Here is a 24,345-nt window from a genome sequence, read left to right as displayed (position 1 = left end):
GTCACTCCAGAGCAGAGCCAAGCGCGTTTGTTATTTAAACAAAATGGGGTATACGTTATTGCGGGGGGACTTGGTGCGATCCCCCAAATTATTGCCCAATACTTGGCGCATCAATATCAAGCCCGCATTTTACTTCTGGGACGACGTAATCCATCCATCGAACACAATCACTGGTTACAACAACACAACATCAATTACAAACAAGTTGATCTCAGTGATTATGAAACATTACACACCTGCATCACTCACTTTGCTTTAGAGCATGGGGGCGTATTGAATGGCTGTATTCAAGCCGCGGGTGTGCAGCAAGATAGTCTAGTTATCAATCAATCTCCGGCAGCAATTGAAACAGCATTGACCGCAAAAGTAATAGGTACCTTGAATTTAGATAAAGCGACAAGGGCCTATGGTCTGGATTATTTTCTTTTGTTGTCTTCCTACTCATCGATACTCGCGAATATTGGGCAGTCCATTTATGCAGCTGCTAATGGATTTTTAGATGGTTTTGCCGTTTTACGCGAATCATTGCGAATCAAAGGAACGTGTTCTGGATTTACTTACAGTATTAATTTGCCTTTTTGGGAACACGGAGGCATGCAGGTTAGTGATTCAGTATTAGCACGCATGCAAAAAGAGTGGGGCATGCAATCAATTAGCAATGCGACTGGATGTCACATTTTTGAAACATTATCCGCTTTATCCTGGCCGCAAGTTATTGCGCATCAAGGAGAGCAGGAAATCATTCTACAGCAATTAAATCATTCGACATCGACGAAACAAGAAAGGTCTGAAGTGAGTATGGAATTTAAACTTTTTGTGGTGAACACAATTAAAAAAGTATTGGAGCTTGAGGGGCATTTTGAGCTAACAGCCTCTTTTGGAGATCTAGGTTTCAACTCAATTTTATTTACTGAGTTGGCCAATCATTTGAACGATGCCTATGCTTTGGCAATTACACCTGCTACTTTTTTTGGTTATAAAACCGTTGCTGAGTTTATTAGCAATTATGAGCCACAAACCAAACCTTCTGTCGTGACGATGGTCCAATCTGAAGAGGTAAAACCTTTAATCCAGCATCCTGCGGTTCACGAGGATGTACCGGTCATTATTGGATACAGCGCGCTATTGCCAGGATGTAAGAGTTTAAATGATTTTTGGCAATTGTTAATGAATCAACACCATGTTTTTAGCCAAACTCCTGTGAATCGCTTGCACTATATGCAACAACATGCCGGAACATTTATTGAAAATGTTGATGCATTCGATGCTGCTTTTTTTAATCTTTCGCCGATTGAATCCATGGTGATGGATCCTCAGCAACGATTATTATTGCAAGAGGTATGGCATGCTTTAGAAATGGGAGGCATCAATCCATTACACTTGAAAGGATCCGCGACGGGTGTTTATGTGGGAGCGTCAACGTTTGATTATGCGAAGTTATTAACACGACACCAAGTGAATAATCCTTACATTCCAGTGGCAACTGTACATAGTTTACTGGCGAATCGCATATCTCATTATTTTGATTTAAGTGGCCCCAGTGAAGCAGTGGATACTGCCTGTTCCAGTAGTTTGTATGCTTTAGATCGCGCTGTAAAAGCCATCAAGCAAGGAGAGATTGAGCAAGCAATTGTATGTGGTGTTAATTTGTTACTTGATGATGAATTTTTTAATGCATTCACTCAGTCAGGAATGCTGTCGGCGACGAAAATCTGCAAGCCATTTGATAAACATGCCGATGGATACATTAGGGGTGAAGGCATTATTGTAATTATTCTTCAGAAACAAACGCGCGCACAGGCACAAAACAATACGATTTATGCCAAAATTCTTGGCAGTGGAGTCAATCATACAGGTAAAGCCAATACACTCACATCACCAAGCTCAACAGCGCAACAAAAACTGTATGAACATATTTATAATTCTATTGATATAGAACGCATTAGTTATATTGAAGCTCATGGTACAGGAACGCCTTTAGGTGATCCTATTGAGTTGGAAGGTTTGAAAAATTTTGTTGCCGATAAAAATGTAGCGATCGAAGTCGGTTCAGTCAAAGGCAATATTGGCCATCTAGAACCTGCTTCAGGATTGGCTGGACTAATAAAAATTTTGCTGATGTTTCAACATCAAATGATTCCAGGACAAGCGAATTTATCGGAAATTAATCCGTATCTTACCTTGCAGCAATCGGGATTGTCGATCAGTCGAGAAACTCATACATGGCAACAAAAACAAATAAATGGTGCATTAATTCCTCATTGTGCGGCTGTAAGTTCTTTTGGTTTTGGCGGGGTTAATGCACATGTTGTTTTAGAACAAGGTCCTCTAATTCAACACGCTCCTGCAGGATCTTTTGTACCGTTACTTCCTCTTTCTGCAGCTAATGAAACAAGCCTACAAGTATTGGTGAAAAATTACATTACCTGGTTGCAAGAAAACCCTCATTTTGAACCGCAAAGTTTCTGTTTTACCTTGCAAAAAAGACGGACTCATCATCGCTATCGAGTACTTTTCCAATGGCATAATCAACAACAATTAATTCAGCAGATGCAGAATTGGCTCGATTCATCGGCAGCGCCTCAAATTAGCGATGATTATCACTCCATAGCACATGCTTATCTGAGGGGGGAGGCTGTATTTAGCTCTGATGCAAACCCGAATGAAATGATGCCAGTACATGGTACACCGACTTATCCGTTTCTCCGTAAAAAAATCTGGTTTAAAACTCAAGAAAACCAATTGGTGTATGTGAACAAAGAAATGCCTACGGAAATAACCCATCAACCCTTACATAACCAAAATATTGTTATCATTCATTCTGAATGTTGTACCGAAACATTAAAACCGATTAGCTCCCACCTCAAACAAAATAATAAGGTTTTAAGTTATAACTTGAATAACTTTAATCCCGATGAGTTCCAGTTATTTTTAGGGGCACATCCTGAGATAGATCACTTTATTATTTATCCTCAGTACCCTGATTTTAATTTAGAGCTTAATTTTTTCAACCAGGATCTTCTCAGTCTACTTCAACCTTTATTTGCTCTATTGAAAACGACCTTAAGTTCCAACTTGTTTACAAAAAAAATTACTATTGACTGGTATTCTTATACTGCTAAAGCCCATCATCCGCAGGTGGCAATGGTCAGCGGTTTATTAGGCTCCTTAGCTAAAGAAATGCCCCATTGGCACTTGAATCATTTGATAATTGATACACCTGTGGAGCGATCGATGCTGGGAATGGTTTATTCCGGACCTCATCAAACAATTAACTATCGAAAAGGACAGTACTGGGTATCTTCTTTGGAGCTAGCTCCTGATTGTGAAGAGAACGATTTTCTCATAACCCAAGGGACATATTTGATTCTTGGGGGTATGGGCGGTATTGGCCGTCGTTTGGCGCAGTTTTTGATTGACTCGTATCACGCTAAAGTTATTCTTGTAGGACGTAGTTCTTTAAGTGAAGAAGGTCGGCAATTTTTACATGCTTATGGTGAGGGAATTGAATTTATTCAAACGGATGTGACTCGTGAAGCAGAATGCGCTTTACTCATTAAGTACCTGCAGGTGAAACATCCCACCATTCATGCGGTATTTAATTTGGTCATGCAATTGCATGACAGTACTGTTGATTCCATGACTTGGCAACAGTTTAGTCAGGTCATTCATGCCAAATTATTTAGTGCTTATTTTATTTATCAGTTGCATCAACAAACCCAAATTAACGCAGCAGTGATTTTTTCTTCCATGCAAAGCAGCGCCTGTCTTGCAGGGCAAGCTAATTATGCTGCAGCGAGTAATGCTCTTGATGCCTATTGCCTGCGCTTGGAACAAGAAACCGCATTACCAATTAAAATTATCAATTGGAGCATTTGGCAAGAGGTTGGGGCAGTCACGAATTCCTTTTACCTCGAACGAGCACGTGATTTAGGTTTTATTCCTTTGACGACACAACAAGCGTTTGAGGCGATGCAACTTGGTTTAAATAGCCCGTATGTCCAGTTTGCAATTCAAAATAAAAGTGTGCCCCAAAGTCCACAGACTCTATCAGTTCTGCCCATTAAAGCAGGATTAGAAGGTGTGAACCAATTCGTTTATTGTTTGGTATCTGATTTGCGGAAAAAGCACATTTTGCGCAACAATGTTGTGCTTAAGTACAGCAGACTGGTTACCTATTTAAACGGATTACCTGAAGTTTCAGCCACGACCGAATCATTGCCTCAAATGCTAGAACGTTGTTGCCAACAACACTCTGCTTATGAAGCGTATTATCGTTTGGCTTATCTTTGTTATATGAACTACCAGCTGATTCTTGAGGGAAATAAGGCGCCCGCAGAAATCGTTTTTTCAGAAGATGGTCTGAAATTATTGTTTGCTCTTTATGCCCAAAGTCCTGAGTCAAAAACGTGTAATCAATACATCGCACGACATGTTGTCGAGTATCTTAAGAACAGCTCGCAACCCGTAAAGATTCTGGAGTTAGGTGCGGGGGTAGGTGCAACAACAGAAACGTTGATGGATGTGCTTAATGGCTATGCGCAGCTTGATTATTACTACACGGATGTTTCTTCATTTTTCCTAAATCAAGGTAAAAAACTACAAGAGCAAGCGCGTTTTAATTTGCACTGCGACTATCTGGATATCAATCATTTAGCAGAATTGGCTGATGACTCTTTTGATGTAGTGCTTGCTTCGAACGTCATCCATTTGGCAGATGATTTAGAGCATACACTTAAAGAATTGCAACGTATTCTTAAGTCGCAAGGGATATTTTTACTTAATGAGGCAGTGCAAGAACAAGCGTATTTGAACTTTATTTTTGGCTTATTCGATGGTTGGTGGCAGGCGAGCGGCGCTGAGCGATTAAATGCTTCTCCTTTGTTAAGTCAGGAGCTTTGGCTGCGAAAATTAACTGCAGCAGGTTTCGGGATTTTAGAACCGCATTTGCGGGAGCAAGAAAAAGCGCAAAAGGTATTTTGTTGCCGCATGAAGCATCTTGGTAAAGAGGTTCAGGAGAGCCTCTCATCCGCCCTTTTGGCACATTCTCCCCACGGGGGAGAGGAGAGGATTAGGCAGCAAATTGCAGAATTTATTCGTGCGGCACTGCATTTACCTAAAGAACAGGTTCTTGAATTGGACCGTCCTTTGGCTGAAATGGGACTTGATTCAATTACCGGGGTTAGTTTGGTAACCAATATCAATAAGGCATTTAATTTATCATTACGCACGGCAGTCATTTTTGATTATCCTAGTTTGCAGCGATTGGTAACATTTGTTCATTCTCAGTTAAAGGAGGAAGAGCCCATTGTTACTGAACGTCAACCTGTAGATTTATTTGCAGGAGAGTTAATTAATGATTAAGCAACGGCGCAAATATACGTATAGTCCTCAAAGTAATTTGTACTGGTTAGCACATCAGATTGATGGTCACTATGTGTTCCCGCTCGATAATTTACTCATGATGATTTACTCCGCTTTGAGGCCTTTAGCTACTGCACCAATCGTGCAATTAACTGAGGTTGAATTAAAGAAATTATTAATTGCTGAAAAAGAACAAGCGATTAATTTATTTCTAGAAATCGATCCGATAAATCATGATTGCTTCATTGAGCAATTACATGATGATGGTAGTAAAGAATTAGTATTACAAACTACTTATCAATTCGAGTTGCCCAGTGACCTGAGCAAAATATGGAATCATCCTGATAAGTTAATAAAGAATAATTTTTATCAGAACGATTCATTACACTACTTGGGTGATTGTTATAGGATTATTGAACAATATCATTGTGATGATTCCTTTTCTGCAGCCTTAAGTCCAAAGGCCAGTTATCCTGCGGTTTTAGGTAGTATGTTGCATTCTTTGATTTACCTCAACGATCCTTCTTTTGCGCAAAATCCTCGTCCTGGATTACCTAAAAAGATAAAGCGCGTTTTATTTCATGATCCCAATCAATCCAGTGCTTTTTTATATGCTAAAGACCAAGATGCTACGATCTTTGATGCGCAGGGGAATTGGCAAATTATTATGGAAGGTGTTGAGCTGACGCGCCCCACCCCAAATACCAAAACGTTTAGAGAGCCTTTAGATATTGCTGTAATCGGTATGGCCGGTCAATTTCCGCAAGCTGAAACGGTGCAAGAGTTATGGACTTCTTTATGTGAGGGATTTAATGCAATTACCTCCTTGGAAAAACGAGGAGAACACGATGTGCGTGAGCCTAATCATGCCGGGTGGTTGGCTGATGTTTTTGCTTTTGACCCAGACTATTTTCATATACCAAAAATTGAAGCACAGGCGATGGATCCGCAACAGCGTTTATTTTTACAAACGGCTGCTGTCGCTTTAATGGATGCAGGTTATTCACCCATGGAACTTCCTGATAAATTCTGCGGGGTTTTTGTGGGGGCAAGCCAAAATAATTATTTGACCCACAGTCAACAAAAACCCATAGCCCAAAGTTTTTGGGGAAATGCTCCATCAGTCATTGCGGGACGCGTTGCTTATACCTTTAATCTAACGGGGCCTGCGATTACTATAGATACAGCATGCTCTTCCTCTTTAGTAGCCATCCATCAAGCCTGCCAGGCGATTAAAAATGGTGAATGCTCGAGTGCTCTTGCAGGCGGAGTATTCATTATGAGCAGTGATCATTTTCTCCAGCAAGCACATCATGCCAAAATGCTGTCTCCGGATCATGCATGTCAAACATTTAGTGATAAAGCCAATGGGTTTATCCCGGGCGAAGCAGTGGGCTGTGTTTATTTAAAGCCTTTAACGCAAGCACTTAAAGATCAGGATCCCATTTATGCTGTGATCAAAGCCAGTGGGGTGAATCAAGATGGACAATCAAATGGCATTACCGCACCTAATGGTTTAGCACAGACCGCGCTGATGCAACAGGTATATACTTCCTATGGTTTATCCACTAAAGATCTCGCCTACATTGAAACGCATGGGACAGGTACAGAGCTGGGAGATCCTATTGAAGTCCATGCGTTGCAGCGATTATTTGCAACACAAGAAACGAACGCTGCAAAATCTTGTGGCTTAGGAAGCATCAAATCCAATATTGGTCATACAGTTCATGCCGCAGGAGTTTCTGGTTTTATCAAAAGTGTTTTATGCAGTTATTTTCAACAGATTCCAGCAACGCTTCATTGTGAACGTGAAAATCCACAGATTGATTTTGCCAGTACCTCCTTTTATCCGGTCAAAGAATTAAGCCCATGGCCTAAAAATAAATCCCTTGTCGCAGTCAGTTCATTTGGATTTTCTGGTACCAATGCTCATGTGGTCATCCAACAATTTACAAATCGGAATCGGGCTCATTTTCCTGTATATCCGTTTAAAAAAATTCATTGTTATTGGCAGAACGCCCTAGAATACACATTATCAGCGGAGCAGACTTATTTCAGTCAGCATCAGGTAAATCATCAGGCCATTTTGCCAGGGGTAGTGAGTCTTGCTTTATCTCAATATTTCCTTAAAGACTTGCCGTTTCATTGTGTGAATGTGCAGTGGCTCAAAGCGTTACCTGCACATAATCCATTACTGAAGATTAATATAAATAAAACGCACAGCGCCATTGAACTGCTTCATAATGGAGATTCGTTTTTTAGAGCCGAATGTGCAGAGCCTGAAAAGGAATTAGTTCCTTTTGATTTGCATGAATTTAAACGTATTTCCAATGCAATTGACTGCACCGAATTTTATCACTGTTTTGAACACGCAGGGATCCAATATGGGCCTGATTTAAAAAACATCAAGCAGCTTTTTGCCGCTGAGGACCGAGTTTTTGCGCATATTCAATTTGATGGGAATTTTAGTGAGTTTCTGTTTAATCCATATCTCTTGGACGCTGCATTACAAACCGTTGGCTATTTTACTTTGTATCAACAACAACCGCTTTCGTTACCGGTGCGCGCAAAAAAAGTGGTGCTTCTCAAAAAAATAACAAGCCATGCGTTAGTGTGTACGCAAAAAGTAGGTTCGCTTAGTTTTCATATTCAAATTTTTGACGAACATGGAGCACTCTGTGTGGTCATTGATGAACTCACGGCACAGGTTGTCAAAAATGTTGTGGGCTCTCGTGGCCTAAATAGAGCAGGGGTTAATCCAAAAAAAGAATCGACTCAAGAGTTAGTCTATTCTATTTTTTCCCATCGCTTAAATATGGCTGCTGATGAACTAAAGAATGTGGGCCAATTCAGTAAATTGGGCTTAGATTCTTTATTGGCTATGGACATTATTTTTGATCTGGAAGTACATTTTGGTAGTCAACCAAAAACGCTTTTATTTGAACATACAACGTTTGATGAACTAATAGCGCATTTCAGCAACCATATCCTCCAAAAAGTCCAAGAACCACCTCCAGAACGTCCGTCGTACCCAATTTCTTCGGCGACGGATATGGCAATTATTGGGATGGCCTTAAATTTCCCTCAAGCTTCGGATTTCTCCTCATTCATCGAGGTTTTGGAGAACGAGAAAAATTGCATCCAGGCAATTGATAACCGGAGTTATGGTTTTGGAGCCTTGCTCGAAAATGCCAATGATTTTGATGCGTTATTTTTTAATATTGCACCTAACGATGCATTGATAATGTGTCCGCAGGAACGAATGATGCTGCAGAACGCCTGGCATTGCTTCGAAGATGCGGGAATTCGTGTGGGTACCCAACCTCAATCAGTTGGGGTGTTCATTGGGGCCATGAATAATTTTTATCAATTAACGGGTTTTGAAAAAAGTTTAAAAGAACAAAAAAAGGTTTTAGCGAATTCAACTGCTGCGAGTATTGCAAATCGAATTTCCAGTGTGCTTAATTTTACGGGCCCAAGTTTAACGCTTGATAGTATGTGTTCCTCTTCATTAACTGCATTACATTTGGCAATACAAGCCATTACGGCCAATGATGCATCCATGGCTTTGGTAGGGGGAGTCAATCTCATTAGTCATGATTATAAATATCAAGAACTCTTACATCGAAATATGTTGTCGCTTCAAGGGCATTGTGCCAGTTTTGGAGAACACGCCGATGGCTATGTTCCCAGTGAAGGGGTAGTGAGTATTTTAATCAAACCGCTACACGCAGCAATCCGTGACGGGGACCGTATCCATGCCGTGATTAAGGGCAGTAGCATCGCTCATAATGGTACCAGTTCAGGTTATACCGTTCCTAATGTAAATGCCCAAGCAGAAGTAATTAAAAAAGCAATCGTAAATGCAGGATTAGAACCCGAAGACATCAGTTATGTGGAGTGCCATGGGACTGGAACGCAATTAGGGGATCCGATTGAAATAAAAGGTTTAAACAAAGTATTTACCGAACGCGATACACCATGCTTTATTGGTTCCTTAAAATCAAATTATGGGCATATGGAAGCTGCAGCGGGGCTTGCAGGGGTCGTCAAAGTAATTGCCCAAATGCAACAAAAAAAGTTATATGCAAGTCTGCACGCGAGCACTCTGAATCCTAATATTCAACTGCCCGAATCATTCATTTTATGTCAAAGCCAGACGAGCTGGTCGGTTCATCCAAAAAACCAGTGTTATTATGCCGGTGTGTCGAGCTTTGGTGCCGGTGGCAGTAATGCGCATGTCATTTTACAAAGTTATGAACATGCCGTTAAGCCTAAAGTTAACCCATTGCCACGAACGGTATTTCAAAACCGACGCTATGCTCATGAAGTTGAGAACAGCATGACTTCAGACCGATTTTATGAGTATGTGTGGCAGCAACAAGAACTATCTACTGATAATAAATCTCCTGCATCCCGTAAATGGATGGTGTTAAGCACTCAACGTAATGAGGCAGAGATAAGAAAACTTTTGCCTCAAAATGTTATCCACCTCATTTATACCTCACAAAACGGATGGCACTTCGCTCAAGAGGGGCGTGAGGTAACGCTAAAACAAATTATTGGGTTATTGGATGATGATTTTACTTTGCTTGATTGCTGTGATAATGAGTTAGAGCTAATTGACCATTTGAGCTTTTTACAACAGGTTGTTCTTGTTGCCAAAAAAGGAACGATTCTTCAGATTAGTGAAATGCAATCACCTAATTTGGATGTGATCGCTTATTTTCTGAGGTGCATGAATGGGCAAACCATAGGCTTAAAAACAGCGACATTAGTGATGGAGCAACAGTCTCTTACATATGAGCTTATTCAACACGAGTTAAGTCAATTAACTCTTAATTATGACAAGATTCGTTATGCGCAAGGACAACGATTCATCCAGATACTCCAAGAGCGTAACTATAAAAAATCAACTGCAGTTTCAATCGAATCGGAAAAGGTCTACTTAATTACGGGCGGTACCAGTGGTATCGGTGCGGAAGTTGCAAAATGGCTCGTTGCAGGTGGCGTCCGTAAATTAATTTTAACGGGCATAACCCCATTACCCCAAGAAACGTTATGGGAGCATTATCTGCACTCATCTTGTAAGGCAGGAAAAACCGTTCAATTGATTCATCAATTAAAAAAACAAGGTTGTGCGGTTTATTACTATATTGGTGATTTAGCTCAAGAGGAGTTATTGGCTGCTTTTTTGAAAGTGGTTATGAATGAGAACGATCGTTTTGGTTGGATTTTCCATTGTGCAGGCGTCACTCCAAAACAAACCAAGTTACTTACTGAGCTTACCAAAAATGAGTTCACTCAAATGTTTCATCCTAAAAAAGCAGGGCTTGAGGCGTTATGGCCCATAGTAAATTCTTATGGGTTTGAACGATTCGTTCTTTTTTCTTCGGTCTCAAGTGTTCTCCCAGAACTTGCGATGGGGGTCGTTGATTATGCGTTGAGCAATCATTATTTAAACGCATTTGCCCAAGCCCATCCTGGAAAAGTATTGAGTATTGTCTGGCCTGCATGGAGTGAGTTTAGTAAAAATGCGGAGCGAAGTAGTAGTTATCAACGAAGCCAACTTGGAAGTTATAAAACCAATGAAGCACTTGCGTTACTTACAACCTTATTAGCTCAAACAACGACCTCTTCAGTCATTATGCCGAGTAAAAATGAACTTTCTCTAAATACCCCTTTACCAGAGCAGGGCTTATCGACTCAAAGCAATGTATTGGACGCGTTAAAGCAGATCCTTATGGAGGTAGTTGGTGTCACTGAAAATGAGATTAAGTTGGATCGGAGTTTTGCCGAATATGGGGTCGATTCGGTTCTATTAATGGCTATATTAAAAAAGATCGAAGCGGTGATGGGCTTGATGCTTGCTGCCGAAGTGATTTTTGAACACAATACACTTGCTCGTTTAGCATCTTATGTGCAGCAGGTTAATGGATCTGCACCCGAAACATCGAACAAACCTGTTGTTATCGTCGCAGAGCAACCAAAGGATACAAAAAAAATTGCAGTAATTGGTATCGGATGCCAGTTCCCTGGTGCCCATAATGTGCAGCAATTTTGGGATAATTTACTGCACGCTAAAATATCAATTACCCCCATTCCTAAAGAGCGGGTTGATCGAACAGAATATGCTGATTTTCATGGCGGATTTATTCAGGAAGATGCATTTGCAACGGCGCTTGATTTTGGGTTTTCTAGCACGCATCAACAGCAGATTAATCCCTTGGTTACGCGTGCATTGGCGTTAAGTCAGGATGCAATTGTTGATGCTGGTTTTACTAAGGAAACCATTAAAGGGATGAATGCAGGTGTCTTCGTAGGCGCGCGTGCAGATTTTAGTGCGCAGCAAGAGATTAACCAGTTTACCATTATTGGTCAGGGACAAAATTTTATTGCAGCCCATATCAATCATTTTTTTGATTTAAGTGGCACTGCAGAAGTTGTTGATACGGCGTGCTCTTCTTCTTTGGTTGCTCTGCATCATGCTGTTTCTGCGCTGAGGGCAGGGGATATTGAACTGGCTTTAGTCGGTGGTATTGATGGATTAGTAAATACTCGGCCTTTTGCTTTGATGGATGCGGCTAAAGCATTATCACCGGATTTTAGATGTCGTCCTTTTGATGTGCGTGCTAATGGCATCGTTCTCAGTGAAGGCGGTGGTTTTGTGGTTTTAAAACCCTTGGAACAAGCGATCGCGGATGGAAATAAGATCTATTGTGTGATTGAGGGTATAGCGGTCAATAATGATGGAAATACGATGGGGTATACGACCCCAAATCCTAAAGCCCAGCAAAAAGTGATTCAAAAAGCATTAGACAATGCAGGTTTGACAGCCCAACAGCTGGACTATGTTGAAATGCATGCTACTGGCACCGAATTGGGTGATCCTATGGAGTTACAGGCCTTAACTCATGTTTTAGGACACTCGTCCAATAAAAAATGTGTTGTGGGTGGTGTGAAAGCACATATTGGTCACACGTTAAGTGCTGCAGGCATGGCCGGATTTATTAAAGCGGCTTTATGCAGTTACCATCATTGTTTGCTGCCTCAGCCTGAAAAAATAACGCCAAATCCTCGTTATGATTTTGCTCATTCTCCCTTGTGTTTGCTCGATGAACCAAAATTTTTAGATGCGGCTCGCACCCATTATTTTGGAGTGAGTGCTTTTGGTTTTGGGGGAACAAATGCTCATGTCATCCTTTCGAGTAGGATGCCCAAGCCACAATCAATAAAACGTGCCGTTTCAAAACGGGAAGAACCATATTCCGAAATAATGGATGAATTTTTTGATGTTGAACGAATTTAAAATTAAATTAAATGCGGATAATTATCTGGTTGCGGATCACCGAATCGACGGGATCCGGGTGCTACCTGGCATTGCCTATTTAGATATTATTGCACGCTGTTTTCAGTTTGAGTCTTTCGAGCTTACCCAAGTAACCTATCCACATGCGGCTAAAGTGCAAGCAGGTGAAACGATTATTTTATGTGTTGCTTATGATTCCCAACGTCATACTATAGAAATCTCTCATCAAGAACAGAATAAGAATATTGTCCATTTCAAATCAGCGATAGGATTTCAAAGACCGGATTTACCCGTATTGATTCAAACGCCCAAAGAAAACGAACAAATCCATTCGATGAGCACCATATACAATTTGGCGCGTGCCTCATTTATTGAGCATGGTGAATTTATGCAGGTTAGTGGTAGCACCGGCATCAATGCACCCCAAATTGCTATGGAGTTGACTTTAGGTAGCAAAGCCCAATCTTATTTATCATCTTTTTATTTACATCCTGCTTTGTTGGATGGTGCTGCTTTTGCTATAGCTTCATTGCATTTTGATGAAGTGGTGCATGCAGGTCCCGACATCAGTTATTTACCTTTGGGAATTGATAAGGTGAGCGTCTTTGGGCGGGTAACGACTTCAACATTGTTGGTCAAAGCTGAAAAAATGCCAACGCATCATGAGTCGTTAATCAAGTGTCGCATTCAATTATTTACACCTGCAGGTGATTTAGTCGTCGCTCTTGAAGGATTAACAAATAAGCGATTTCAGCGTCAGCAATTCGGGCTGCAAGAAGTGACAAAATCGGTGAACGTGTTGCCAACCGTTCATGCTGATACGCAGAAAAAAATTGAAGCATTGATAAGGAATCATTTACCGGATGCACCTGATTTTTTAGAGTCTCACGTTTCTTTTTTTGATTTAGGGTTTGATTCCAGCAGTCTAATTGCTTTGGTCGATGTATTAGAACAGCAATTTGATTTAGAGCTTTATCCCACTTTATTGTTTGAACAAAATACCGTGGACAAATTAACTGCATATATTAATTCGCGTGACTTTTCTTCCATAACTAAAGCTCAATCAAAGATGAGTATGTCCATGAAGGAGACAACATCGTTGGATCCCGCGGTCAAGCCGCGGGAAGTCGGCAGCGTAGAGCAGACGGAGCAGTTACAGAAACAATTAAAAAAAGCTAATTATGCGATTTATGTTCCTACAAAAACAAAAATAAAAGGGGGTTTTGACAATAAGCAGGTATTGATAATTAATGACTTAAACTATGAGCAAGCACTGGAATTTTATCAAGAACAACCTAAAGAGGATTGGATCATATATGATGGTCGTTATCATCAAACCGGGCTTGATTTGCACACTGTTTTGCATCATTTAGTAGAAACATTTGCTAAGCTTTTATCTGGTGCCCAAAGTAAATTACCCCCTATTGTTATTGGTTTGTCCCCGAAGCAATCAATTTTAATCCATTCTCTTTCTGCTTTCTTTTCATGTCTTGCTAAAGAATACCCTCAGCATCAATTCTCGATTTTTGTAAGTGATGAATGTGTCAAAGAGAATGCTAAAGGTTTGCCAAGCAGAGAAGGGTGTCTTTTCCTCCATCAAGACGCGGTTTATGCCGCAAGTTACATCAAATCCCAATTGAATCAAGCGCTGCCTCGCACATGTTTTAAAACGGGAGGAAGCTATTTAATTGTGGGTGGTCATGGAGGCTTAGGCCGGTTGCTCGCGAGTTATCTGCGCACGCAATATCAAGCGAAGATTCATGTCATTGGGCGAAGTAAACAGATCGTATCTGATGAGAATGTAAGCTATTACCCATTGGATGTATCTGATCCGAATGCAGTACAACATTTTTTCGCGACCCATGATTTTCCTATTGATGGTTTGTTTTATTTAGCGGGTGAAAAGCATGATCGGTTGCTGATGAATATTAGCTCCGAGGACATTGAAAAAACGCTGCGTGCCAAATTAGGGGGCTTGACAATAATTCATCATGCACTACAACATAAGCCCATTGATTTTTATTGTATTTATTCTTCTTTATCAGCAGAGATTGGCAACCTTGGACAATGCATTTATGCTGCAGCCAATGCTGCTTTAAATGCTTATGCGTGCGAACAAGAACAATTACGCCTTGCAGGAAAACAGCCTTCTCGATTTATTAGCATCAGTTGGCCTTATTGGTTAGAAGGCGGGATGGAAATCAACCCGTATCAATTGCAAAAACTGCAAGAGGAATATGGAACCTTGCCTTTGGAAACCTCGCATGCTTTTGCATTGTTGGAGCGTGCATTTGCTGCCAATGTACCCCATGTGGTGATTGCCAATTCCACCTTGCTCCAACATCGCTTATTAAAGTCACAAGAATCTCCGCTTGATAAATTCCACACCCAGCTTGACGAGCCAGAGATCAATGAGCATGACATTGCGATTGTCGGAATATCATTTCAATTACCCGATGCAAGCAATCTGGAGGCGCTTTGGAGTAATTTAGCTGCTGGCAAAAACTCCATTAAAACAGTACAGCGAAATTGGCATTATATCCCCTATCTTTGGGGCGGATATTTAGATGATATTACCAGTTTTGATCCTTTATTTTTTAATATATCACCTCGGGATGCAGCGTTAATTGATCCTCAAGAGCGATTGTTTTTAGCGAATGCTTGGCATTGTTTAGAAGATGCGGGTTATGCTCAGTTGCACGAGAAAAATATGGGGGTAGTTGCGGCCTCCATGTTTCATCTTTATCAAAACTATGGGGTGGAGCAGTATCAACAGGATACGGAAGTTAAATGCCCGCAATCTTCAGGGGCAAGTATTGCGAATCGTGTTTCCTATGCATTGAATTTGACAGGCCCTAGTTTCTCTCTAGATTCCATGTGTTCCTCCTCGCTTACTGCCATTGAATTAGCGTGTCGTTATTTAGCGAATGATGAAGTGGATGCGATGTTGGTGGGGGGCGTGAACCTCTGTTCACATCCTTATAAATTAGCGTCATTGACGCAAAATAAATTCTTATCGCCTACGGGCAAAAGCGCTCCATTTCATGAACAAGCGGACGGCTATGTTCCTGGCGAGGGCGTTGTAGTCCTCCTTTTGAAGAAGGCAAAAAAAGCCCTTGCGGACGGGGATTCAATCTATGCACTGATTAAAGGTTTAGCATTAAATCATGGGGGAATGGGTAGTGGATTTACTGTACCTAATGCTGTTGCACAAGCAAAAGTAATGCAACACGCGTTAACCAAAGCGGGGCTTAAACCGGAGCAAATCGATTACATCGAGGCACATGGAACAGGAACTTCTTTAGGTGATCCGATTGAACTTGCTGCATTAAAGCAGGTATTTGCCACGCGTTCCGTGCAAAAACCATTGTATGTGGGGTCTATAAAAAGTAATTTCGGACATTTGGAAGCGGCTGCCGGAATGGCCGGGATTGTGAAATTGATTGCGCAATTTCAAGCGCAGGCATTAGCACCCTCCATCAATGCATTGCCATTAAATCCGGGATTAAATATTGACGATGTTCCAATTCAAATAGCGACGCAGTACTTACCACAACAAACGCTTCATTTTGCTGGACTGAGTAGTTTTGGCGCGGGTGGTAGTAATGCACATTTAATTTTACAAAACTGGTCACACAATCTATGTGCACGGCCCAAAACCCAATACAACAAACAAAATTATTGGTTGGCGCATTCAGAAATAATGACGCATCATTGTTATCGAATGGATAGTGTATCTTGTACCTTGGAGCCCGGTTCCATTTTTGAAGAACTCTATCAACTGGATAATGGCGCTCAACCAATGTATTTCAAACGAGCTACAGCAAAAACACGATTAAAAAAAGCGGTGATTGTTTGTGGGGAAACAAGCAATGCATCAGAACAACTTATTGCCTTGTTAACTCAATGTATTGCGATGAATCCTGAGGTTCAATTTATATTGATCCATCAAAGTCGGAGTCATTGGATGGAGTCGCATGCATTGATGATGTCTTTGCCGAATCAAGTAAAACATTATCAAAAGAATATTTTGATTCCTGATTTATCTCGTTTGCCTGCTTCTGAGGTAGTGCGTATAGTAAATAACGAAGCCCATCAGCTTGATCATCGCCTGGTGGCTTATAATCCGATGCGCCAAGCGCTTACTTTAAATTTAGTAACCACACCGACTCAACCGCAACGACTTCATCCTGAAATACGCGTTGTCGTATTGGGTGGTTTGGGCACTATTGGATATCAATTTTGCCATACGTTAATTGCTGCTGGAATTTATCGATTTGATGTCATTGGACGTAGTGCTCTTGATGCGAAACGACAACAGATGCTTGCTGCTTTACGAGGCGAAATTCAGTACATCCAACATGATTTTTCTAGTCCATTCCCTTCTTCTTTTTCTTATGATCTCATCATTAATTGTTTAGGAGTGATGCCTGGAAAAAGTAAAAATGAAGCGGTACAACGAAAAAAATTACATCATCATTTAAGTCAATTTATTCAACAAAACCATCCCCCAAAATTAATCAGTATTTCTTCTTTGTCTGCATTAGCTGGATTTAGTACTCAAGATGACTATGCAGTATATAATGCGTCTTTGATTGCATTTACTGATTATTGCCAAGAACATGTGTGTGTCTATTTGCCCTTTGTGATGACGGAAACACCGTCGTCAGCTGATGAATTAAATTGGTTAACATGGAGTAAAAGCACTCAAGGGTTAGATCCGTTAAAGACCGATGACTTAAGGGGTATTTGCCGCCAGTTACTTACTTTGGCGGCCGGCGAGTACATTCCATTTCAGGGAAATCCCCAGCAATTTCATAAGTATTTAACTCAGGAATGTTTTAATGTTCCGTTTAAGAAATTGCCTGAATGCATGACGCTTAATAAAGAGTATTCCTTATATGAATTAATCGAATCCATTATAGGAATTCCTTCTCAGCAAATTAAAGAAGAGAATACCTTTTATCAATTGGGATTTAATTCATTGACACTTAGTGAATTAGCCGAAGCAATCACCACGCATTATCATATACACATTACTCCTAATCAATTTTTTGAATTTCATACTGTAAAGAAACTACACGAATATTTGCAGGAAAATAACAAGAGTACCCCTGATGCTTTGCCCAAGCGATTGGATTCGACGTCAGCTGGTGTAGTTATTTGTGGTTATTATTGTTCTTTTGCTCAATGCCCTACGCCAGAAGAATACTGGCAGGCTTTATTGGCAGGTCACGATTGTACGCAGATGCCTTTAAAGATGCGATTTGAGAATGAGGGCGATGAGTCACGTAAGATGGGGTTTATTGACCATTATGCGGATTTTGATTTCGCTTTCTTTGAACTGGGTTTAGAACAAGCAAAATATATGGATCCCCAGCAGCGCAAGCTATTAGAACTTTCCTGGCATGTATTCGAGCAGGCGGGAGTTTCACCCTCCACATTGAAAGGAAAAAATATCGGGGTATTTGTTGCGATTCAATTCGATGATTATGCACGTCTATTGGATCGAAGTCAGATAAACAGCCTTTACCAAATTACCGGGTGTGCAAAGACTTTTGCTGCAAACCGAATTTCACATTTTTTTGATTTCCATGGCCCCAGTGAAACCGTTGATACTGCCTGTTCGAGTAGTTTTACTGCGTTGAATCGCGCCGTTGCTGCCATTAAGCAAGGTGAGTGTGAATCGGCACTGGTCCTGGGTGTGAGTTTGCTTTGCGATATAAAAACACTTGAATTGACGACCCAGTTAAATGTTCTTTCGCCAACGAATTGTTGCCGTCCTTTTGATGCTCAAGCGGATGGCTATGTTAAAGGCGAAGGTTTAGCGGGACTGTGGTTGGTTGGAGATACTTTGGCTGCCGCTCAAAAGTTACGTATTGAAGCGACCATAAAAGCGATTCAAGTCAATCATGGGGGGCAATCACAATCATTAACTGCTCCGAATCCGGTGGCCCAAAAACAATTATTATCACAGGTATATCAAAGTGGGGTGTCGATTGATGAAATCGATTATTTTGAAGCACATGCGACCGCGACGCGTTTAGGGGATCCCATTGAATTCTCGGTCTTACATGAATTATTTGCACAACGTTTAAAACCGCTTTATATCGGTTCGGTAAAAAGTAATATAGGTCATACCGAGCCTGTTGCAGGACTTGCGGGGGTAATTAAAGGATTGTTGATGTTAAAGCATCAAGTAATTCCACCGCAGGCAAATTTTCAGGAAGTGAATCCCTTCCTTCGACATGCGGAAAGTCCATTTCATATTGCAAAACAAGCCGAACCGGCTCGGTTAGTAACGATTGCAATTAATAGTTTTGGTTTTGGTGGCAGTAATGGTCATTGTATTTTGACGCGTCATGAGCGTTCCACACCCCAATTACCCCAATTGCCTTATGTGCCGATTAAATTGTCCGCCAAGACAAATAAGGCACTTATAAAAATCTCGGAACAACTACTGGATTATTTAAGCGCTGCACCAAATAGCTTGTGCATGACCCAATTAAGTTATTCCTTAAACGTAGGGCGAGCTGATTTTGCATGCCGTAAGCTATTGATTGTGGAAGACCTTGACGATTTGCGTGAACAATTAAAACGGGGTGTTAAATCATCTAATTCGTCACATGATAATTACTCTGGGGAACAGCCTCTTCTTGAGTTACAGCATACTCCTCATCAATTGAGAGATTATTTAAGTAGACTTCTTGCCTATCAGGACGGCGAATTAATTGATTGGCAGCGTGTTTATGAAGGAATTAATGCCATTCCATTGGTATTGCCTGTTTATCCTTTTGCAGCACAATATTGTTGGTTTACCGAGCCAGAGAAATTAAAACTGATAAATAAAGAGATTGACGCTTATGAGCCAATTTGGCGGAAAAAAACAGTCGAATCTCTGGAGTTAAATCGTTATCAGCATTTAGCTCTTTTTTTAAGACGAAGGCAAGAACGATCAGTAAAAGAAACACTACAGCAAATATCTTATAAAGGGATGTTTTGCTTTATCTTTGTTGATGAGCCGGATTCAGTGACGCAAGGTATGCAATGGCTGCAAGAACATTCTTGTGAATTGATTTATTATTTTGCCGGGATGTGTGATGAACAAATAAACGCTGCATCTCTGGTCAACTCCCAACGCGTGGGGATGGCAGGCTTTTTAGATTTAATTAAAAAACTGGAAGAACTGGCTTATCGCGAAAAATCACTAGCACTTTATGTGTTCAGCAATAATGCTTATGGAATAAAACAATCGACGATTAATCCCTATGCAGCAAGTCTGCATGGATTAGCCCAATCCTTAAAAAAGGAACATCCATTTTGGTTGATTGAATGCATTGATCTTGCGGACAATATGATTAGTGCTCAGGCTCTTACTTTGTCAAACCAAGGTCAGGCTTATCCCTTGGTTTTAGCTGCTGATGGAGTATGGCATCGGCAGCTAAAAGCAGTGAAAGCTTCTTTAAATCATTCAGAACCTGCTAATCAAGTTATCGTGCTCATTGGGGGGGATGGTCAAGTAGGGCGGTATTTAGTTCCTAAGTTTATTGAATGTAATCCGCGCGCCCTTATTATTGCCAGTCGGTCTACCCCATCACGAACGGAAGGCGTACTTCATTGGCGAACGGTCGATTGTACTGTGGCGGATGAAGTTGAATCTTTGCTTGCAGATGTAATTCAACGTTATGGAACGATCGACTGTCTTTATCATTTAGGTGCTAGTTATGCAGAAGCCCCAGTAACTTCATTAAGTTACGAAGAATATTTGTCCCAGATGAGTGTTAAGGTATTGGGTACTTATCATTTAATCAAAGCATGTCAGCGCAGCGAGGTGAAACACGTTGTGATTACCTCTTCAGTACAGGTTTATACACAAAATAAAAACAGAGGCGCTTACTCTGCAACCTGTTATTATGCGGATGCATTAATTAGGGCGTTACATTCCGAGAAAACGAAACTTGTTCATTGGGGTTTTTGGCAACAAGAAGATGAGGCTGCAAATCAACTGATGATCTCCTCGGGTATTGCCCCGATTACGGCAGAACAAGGTCATTACTCCTTGCAATTGGCAGCTTTTTTGCCCCAGTCTAATCTGAGTTTTTTCAATGTTTCAGAATCAGTAAAAACAATGATGCCAATTTGTACCGATTCTCTAACTCAAGCAAGCGAAGATTTACTTCTTTTTAATCAAGGTTTATCTGAGTTAGAGTATTTTTGTTTTCACTTAATGAAACATTACTTGCTAACTCAAGGGGTCGTTTGGAGTCAAAATAATTTAATGCCAGGAGTACAGAAAGATTATGAACAGTACTATTTAGCATTAATCAATATATTAAAAGATTTTGAACGAAATCATGTTCAACAGAATCCATATCAAATTAAGTCTCATGCTGAACTATTGCATGATCAATTGCAATTAATGAGAAAGTACCCGCAAATCAAATCGTTTGTTCAATTACTCCAGGTGTGTGCAACGCATTTTACTGAGATAGTGACAGGGAAAAAAACCATTCAGCAGGTGATGTTTCCTTTTGGGCGCGATGATTTAGTACGTGCGATTTATCAAAAGAATCTTTTGGCGCATTATTACAATCAAACCATTGCGTCATTAGTTAAGGACATGAGTGCTGCCTCTCCCTCTCGAGTTGATATTCTTGAATTGGGGGGAGGTACAGGGGCTACAACGGAAGCAATACTCACCCAATGTGCCGATAAGATTCATTACACCTTTAGTGATATTAATCCCCAATTTGTCGCGCGGGCTAGAGAGAACTTCGCTCAGTATACTGAGGTGGACACCTGCATTTTAGATATTAACAAGCCTGTGATGAGTAAACAATTTGATCTCATTATTGCAAGTAATGTATTGCATACAACAGATGATATTCGTCAATGTCTACTGAGTATTATTCCATTGCTTCGTGATGATGGCGTACTGATTATCAATGAGGCGACTGCAAATAGTTTATTTTTGGCATTTACCTTTGGCTTATTTAAGCAATGGCATACCAATAAAGATGAATATCGTATTCCTGCCAGCGCATTACTCAATACCGAAACTTGGCAAAAACTACTGCAAGAAATCGGTTTTGCAGTGGATGTGTCTGCGACGCCTACTGAAATCGATCAATCGATTTTTGTGGCACAATTAAAAAAACGACCTCGTCATCATACTTTGGTACAAAAAGTGGCGGACTCTCCAAAAGAAAGGGAGTTGATGCCAGTACAAACTGCAAATTCAGATGAGTTATTGACACTACTAGCAAGACATGTACATTGTGCAGCAACAACCTTGGATTTAAATCAATCACTGGTTCATTATGGTTTTGATTCATTGGCAGCAATCCATTTGGCCGAGCAAATTAAATGCGAGTTAAAAATTAACATTTCACCCACGGTATTACTTGAAAATGTTTCTATATCACAACTCATTCATTCTGTTGCAAAGAAAAAGGAAGAACTTTTATGTTAAGTAATGAAGAATACACTGAAGTGAGAAAATCACTGAATTTTAAGCGCCGACTTACCAAGAGTCTCAGCTTTCTAATTGCTGATATCGTGTTGCTTTATGCTGCAGTTATTTTGCTCGGAAAAAACAGCATGCTGTTCTATTGCCTGGGAGAACTGTGCTTGGCGATTTTATTTCTGCATAATTTTATTTTACTTCACGAGTGCGGTCATAATACCCTATCGAGTAAATCCTGGCTCAATGTAGTTCTTGGTCATTACATGAGTATTTTTTGTTGTATGCCATTTTATCCATGGAAAATCATTCATGAAGAGCACCATAAATGGACCGGGCATATTGATAAAGATCCGGTATTTGAATTATTGAAACAGGCAAAAATAAGTAAGAAGCTCCCTTGGATCTTCCATGTGGGTTGGAGAACCTTTATTCCCTTAAATGTATTTTTCTTACATTTGGTTTATTGGACTTATCCTCTTAAACTGCTAAAACAAAAAAAACTATCCCAAGTGATGTTCCGGCAATGTGTGTTTTCTGTACTCTTTTTGTTTTTTGCTTATGTACTTTTAAAATGGTGTTTCCCAAGCTTTTTAACGTTTAAAAATCTAGCGCCCGCGATTTTGATTTATGGAGTCCTCTGGGAAACTTTATCTACGCCGCAGCATTTAGGTTTAGAACCCACGCAGCATCGACCTACCCTAAAAGAACATACACTAACGACGCGAAGTACCTGGTTTCCACGATGGCTACAACATTATTTATTTTTAAATTTTGGTTATCACGTGGAACATCATTTTTTCCCAGCGTTACCTTGGCATGAATTGGAAAAAGCACATTTTAAAATTAAGCCCTTGTTAAACAATGAATATCAAATGGTAACGGGTGGCGTATGGAATATTCAAATGCGTAGCCAAAATATGGAGAAGGCGATTGGGGTTCGCGATGATTAAGATTTTGGACAAGGCTCATTTTGAGCTCGGAACATGTGAAGCCGAATTGTGTTTGGAGAAGCAAATCATCGTTAGCGATCTTCCAGCAGGGGAGGCAACTCAGGGGCACTTTGCTGATTACTTCGATGCCGCAACTTCTTATGTCACGTTTTGTGCAGAACAGGATGCACGTCTCCTGTTATGGGAGAGTCATGCATTGCTTGAGCGTTGTCAGGAGAATTTTATTGTAAAGGTTCATTTCAAATTGTCTGCGGCTGAGCTTCTACTATTTGGGGGAGCAAAGGGACTAGAAGCTTGGTGTGTGCGAAATCGTATGGTTTTACAGAAACTCAGAGATGAAGCACACCTAACCTATTATTTTACTTTGTTCGATGCACATAAGATCACCGGTGAGCTGCTGGTATCTCCGGTACTTTATTTTGATAAAAATCCAGCGTTTACCCTGCAGACGGATGTGGAGGTAGTATCTCAGTTCGTTATGGCAAAACCTATTGTTTTAGAAATCAAAAAAAATCAGATGATTTGTTTTGATAAGTACCATTATCAAATGGCGTATCAACCGGATTTTAAATTTATACGAGTTCATGATGTACATCGAAGTCATTAAAACCCAGCGATTCAAGTTTATAAATTATTGTCCGGTGGTTGTTGATACGGAGAATAAAACCTGTATTTTTATCGATCCTTCATGGGAAAAAAGAACGTTTCAGGATTTTGTAACCCGCAATGAATTAAGGGTCATCGCTATTTTGTTAACCCATCACCATCTGGATCACTCACATTTGGCGAATTATTTTGCCAAATATTATGAATGCCCTGTTTATATGGGTAGTGCTGAAATAGAGTATTATGGATTCGAGTGCCACAACCTCAACGCGATCTATCCTTTTCAAAACCTCCTTACTCTGGAACATATTCCCAGCATTATCATTCATCAAACTCCAGGCCATACTTTTGGTGGTCTTTGCTATCAAATCGATAATGCCTTATTTACAGGGGATACTTTGTTTAATGAAGGGTGTGGTTTTTGCCACAGCAAAGGTGGAGATGCAGGAATGATGTTTGATTCGCTGAATTATCTGAAAAAAGTAATTCCTAACGAAGTACTAGTCTATCCAGGGCATCGTTATCATCATGACTTGGGGCAAAGTTTTGCGGAAGTGAAAAAAATGAATATTTATCTGAATATAGAAGATCGCAATGAGTTTATTCAGTTTCGTAGCCGAAAAACAAAAGGTTTATTAAATTTTAGGTGA

6 protein-coding genes (1 of these 6 cut by a window edge) are annotated in these 24,345 nt (G+C 40.5%); all 6 read left to right on the top strand.

The window, feature by feature from the left end; all coding sequences use genetic code 11:
* Tightly spaced (each overlapping or abutting the next), the 6 genes in view from ACWTEW_RS15690 to ACWTEW_RS15665 form a layout consistent with a single transcriptional unit that may run on beyond the window.
* Positions 1-5,364 carry the 3' portion of an SDR family NAD(P)-dependent oxidoreductase gene (locus tag ACWTEW_RS15690; protein WP_454782598.1) on the top strand. The gene continues 7,635 nt to the left of window position 1, outside the view, so only the last 5,364 of its 12,999 coding nucleotides appear in the window; its start codon lies beyond the left edge, outside the window; the stop codon is at positions 5,362-5,364.
* A complete protein-coding gene (locus ACWTEW_RS15685; RefSeq protein ID WP_454782597.1) occupies positions 5,357-12,673 on the top strand; it encodes a beta-ketoacyl synthase N-terminal-like domain-containing protein in 7,317 nt (2,438 codons plus the stop codon). The genes ACWTEW_RS15690 and ACWTEW_RS15685 overlap by 8 nt, the downstream gene beginning before the upstream one ends.
* Complete coding sequence (locus ACWTEW_RS15680; RefSeq protein WP_454782596.1) at positions 12,657-22,145, top strand: SDR family NAD(P)-dependent oxidoreductase; 9,489 nt, start codon at positions 12,657-12,659, stop codon at positions 22,143-22,145. The genes ACWTEW_RS15685 and ACWTEW_RS15680 overlap by 17 nt, the downstream gene beginning before the upstream one ends.
* Positions 22,139-23,089, top strand: a complete 951-nt coding sequence (locus ACWTEW_RS15675) for a fatty acid desaturase family protein (protein ID WP_454782595.1) — start codon at positions 22,139-22,141, stop codon at positions 23,087-23,089. Before ACWTEW_RS15680 ends, ACWTEW_RS15675 begins: the two co-directional genes overlap by 7 nt.
* Positions 23,082-23,696: a hypothetical protein gene (locus ACWTEW_RS15670; protein WP_454782594.1), complete on the top strand. Its 615-nt coding sequence runs from the start codon at positions 23,082-23,084 to the stop codon at positions 23,694-23,696. The genes ACWTEW_RS15675 and ACWTEW_RS15670 overlap by 8 nt, the downstream gene beginning before the upstream one ends.
* The gene (locus tag ACWTEW_RS15665) at positions 23,674-24,345 is read left to right on the top strand and encodes an MBL fold metallo-hydrolase (protein WP_454782593.1); all 672 of its coding nucleotides are present in this window, start codon (positions 23,674-23,676) and stop codon (positions 24,343-24,345) included. The genes ACWTEW_RS15670 and ACWTEW_RS15665 overlap by 23 nt, the downstream gene beginning before the upstream one ends.

Source organism: Legionella stuttgartensis (assembly GCF_977063405.2).
The sequence above is the reverse complement of the archived record's forward strand: the minus strand, read 5'-3'. Positions and strand labels throughout refer to the sequence as shown.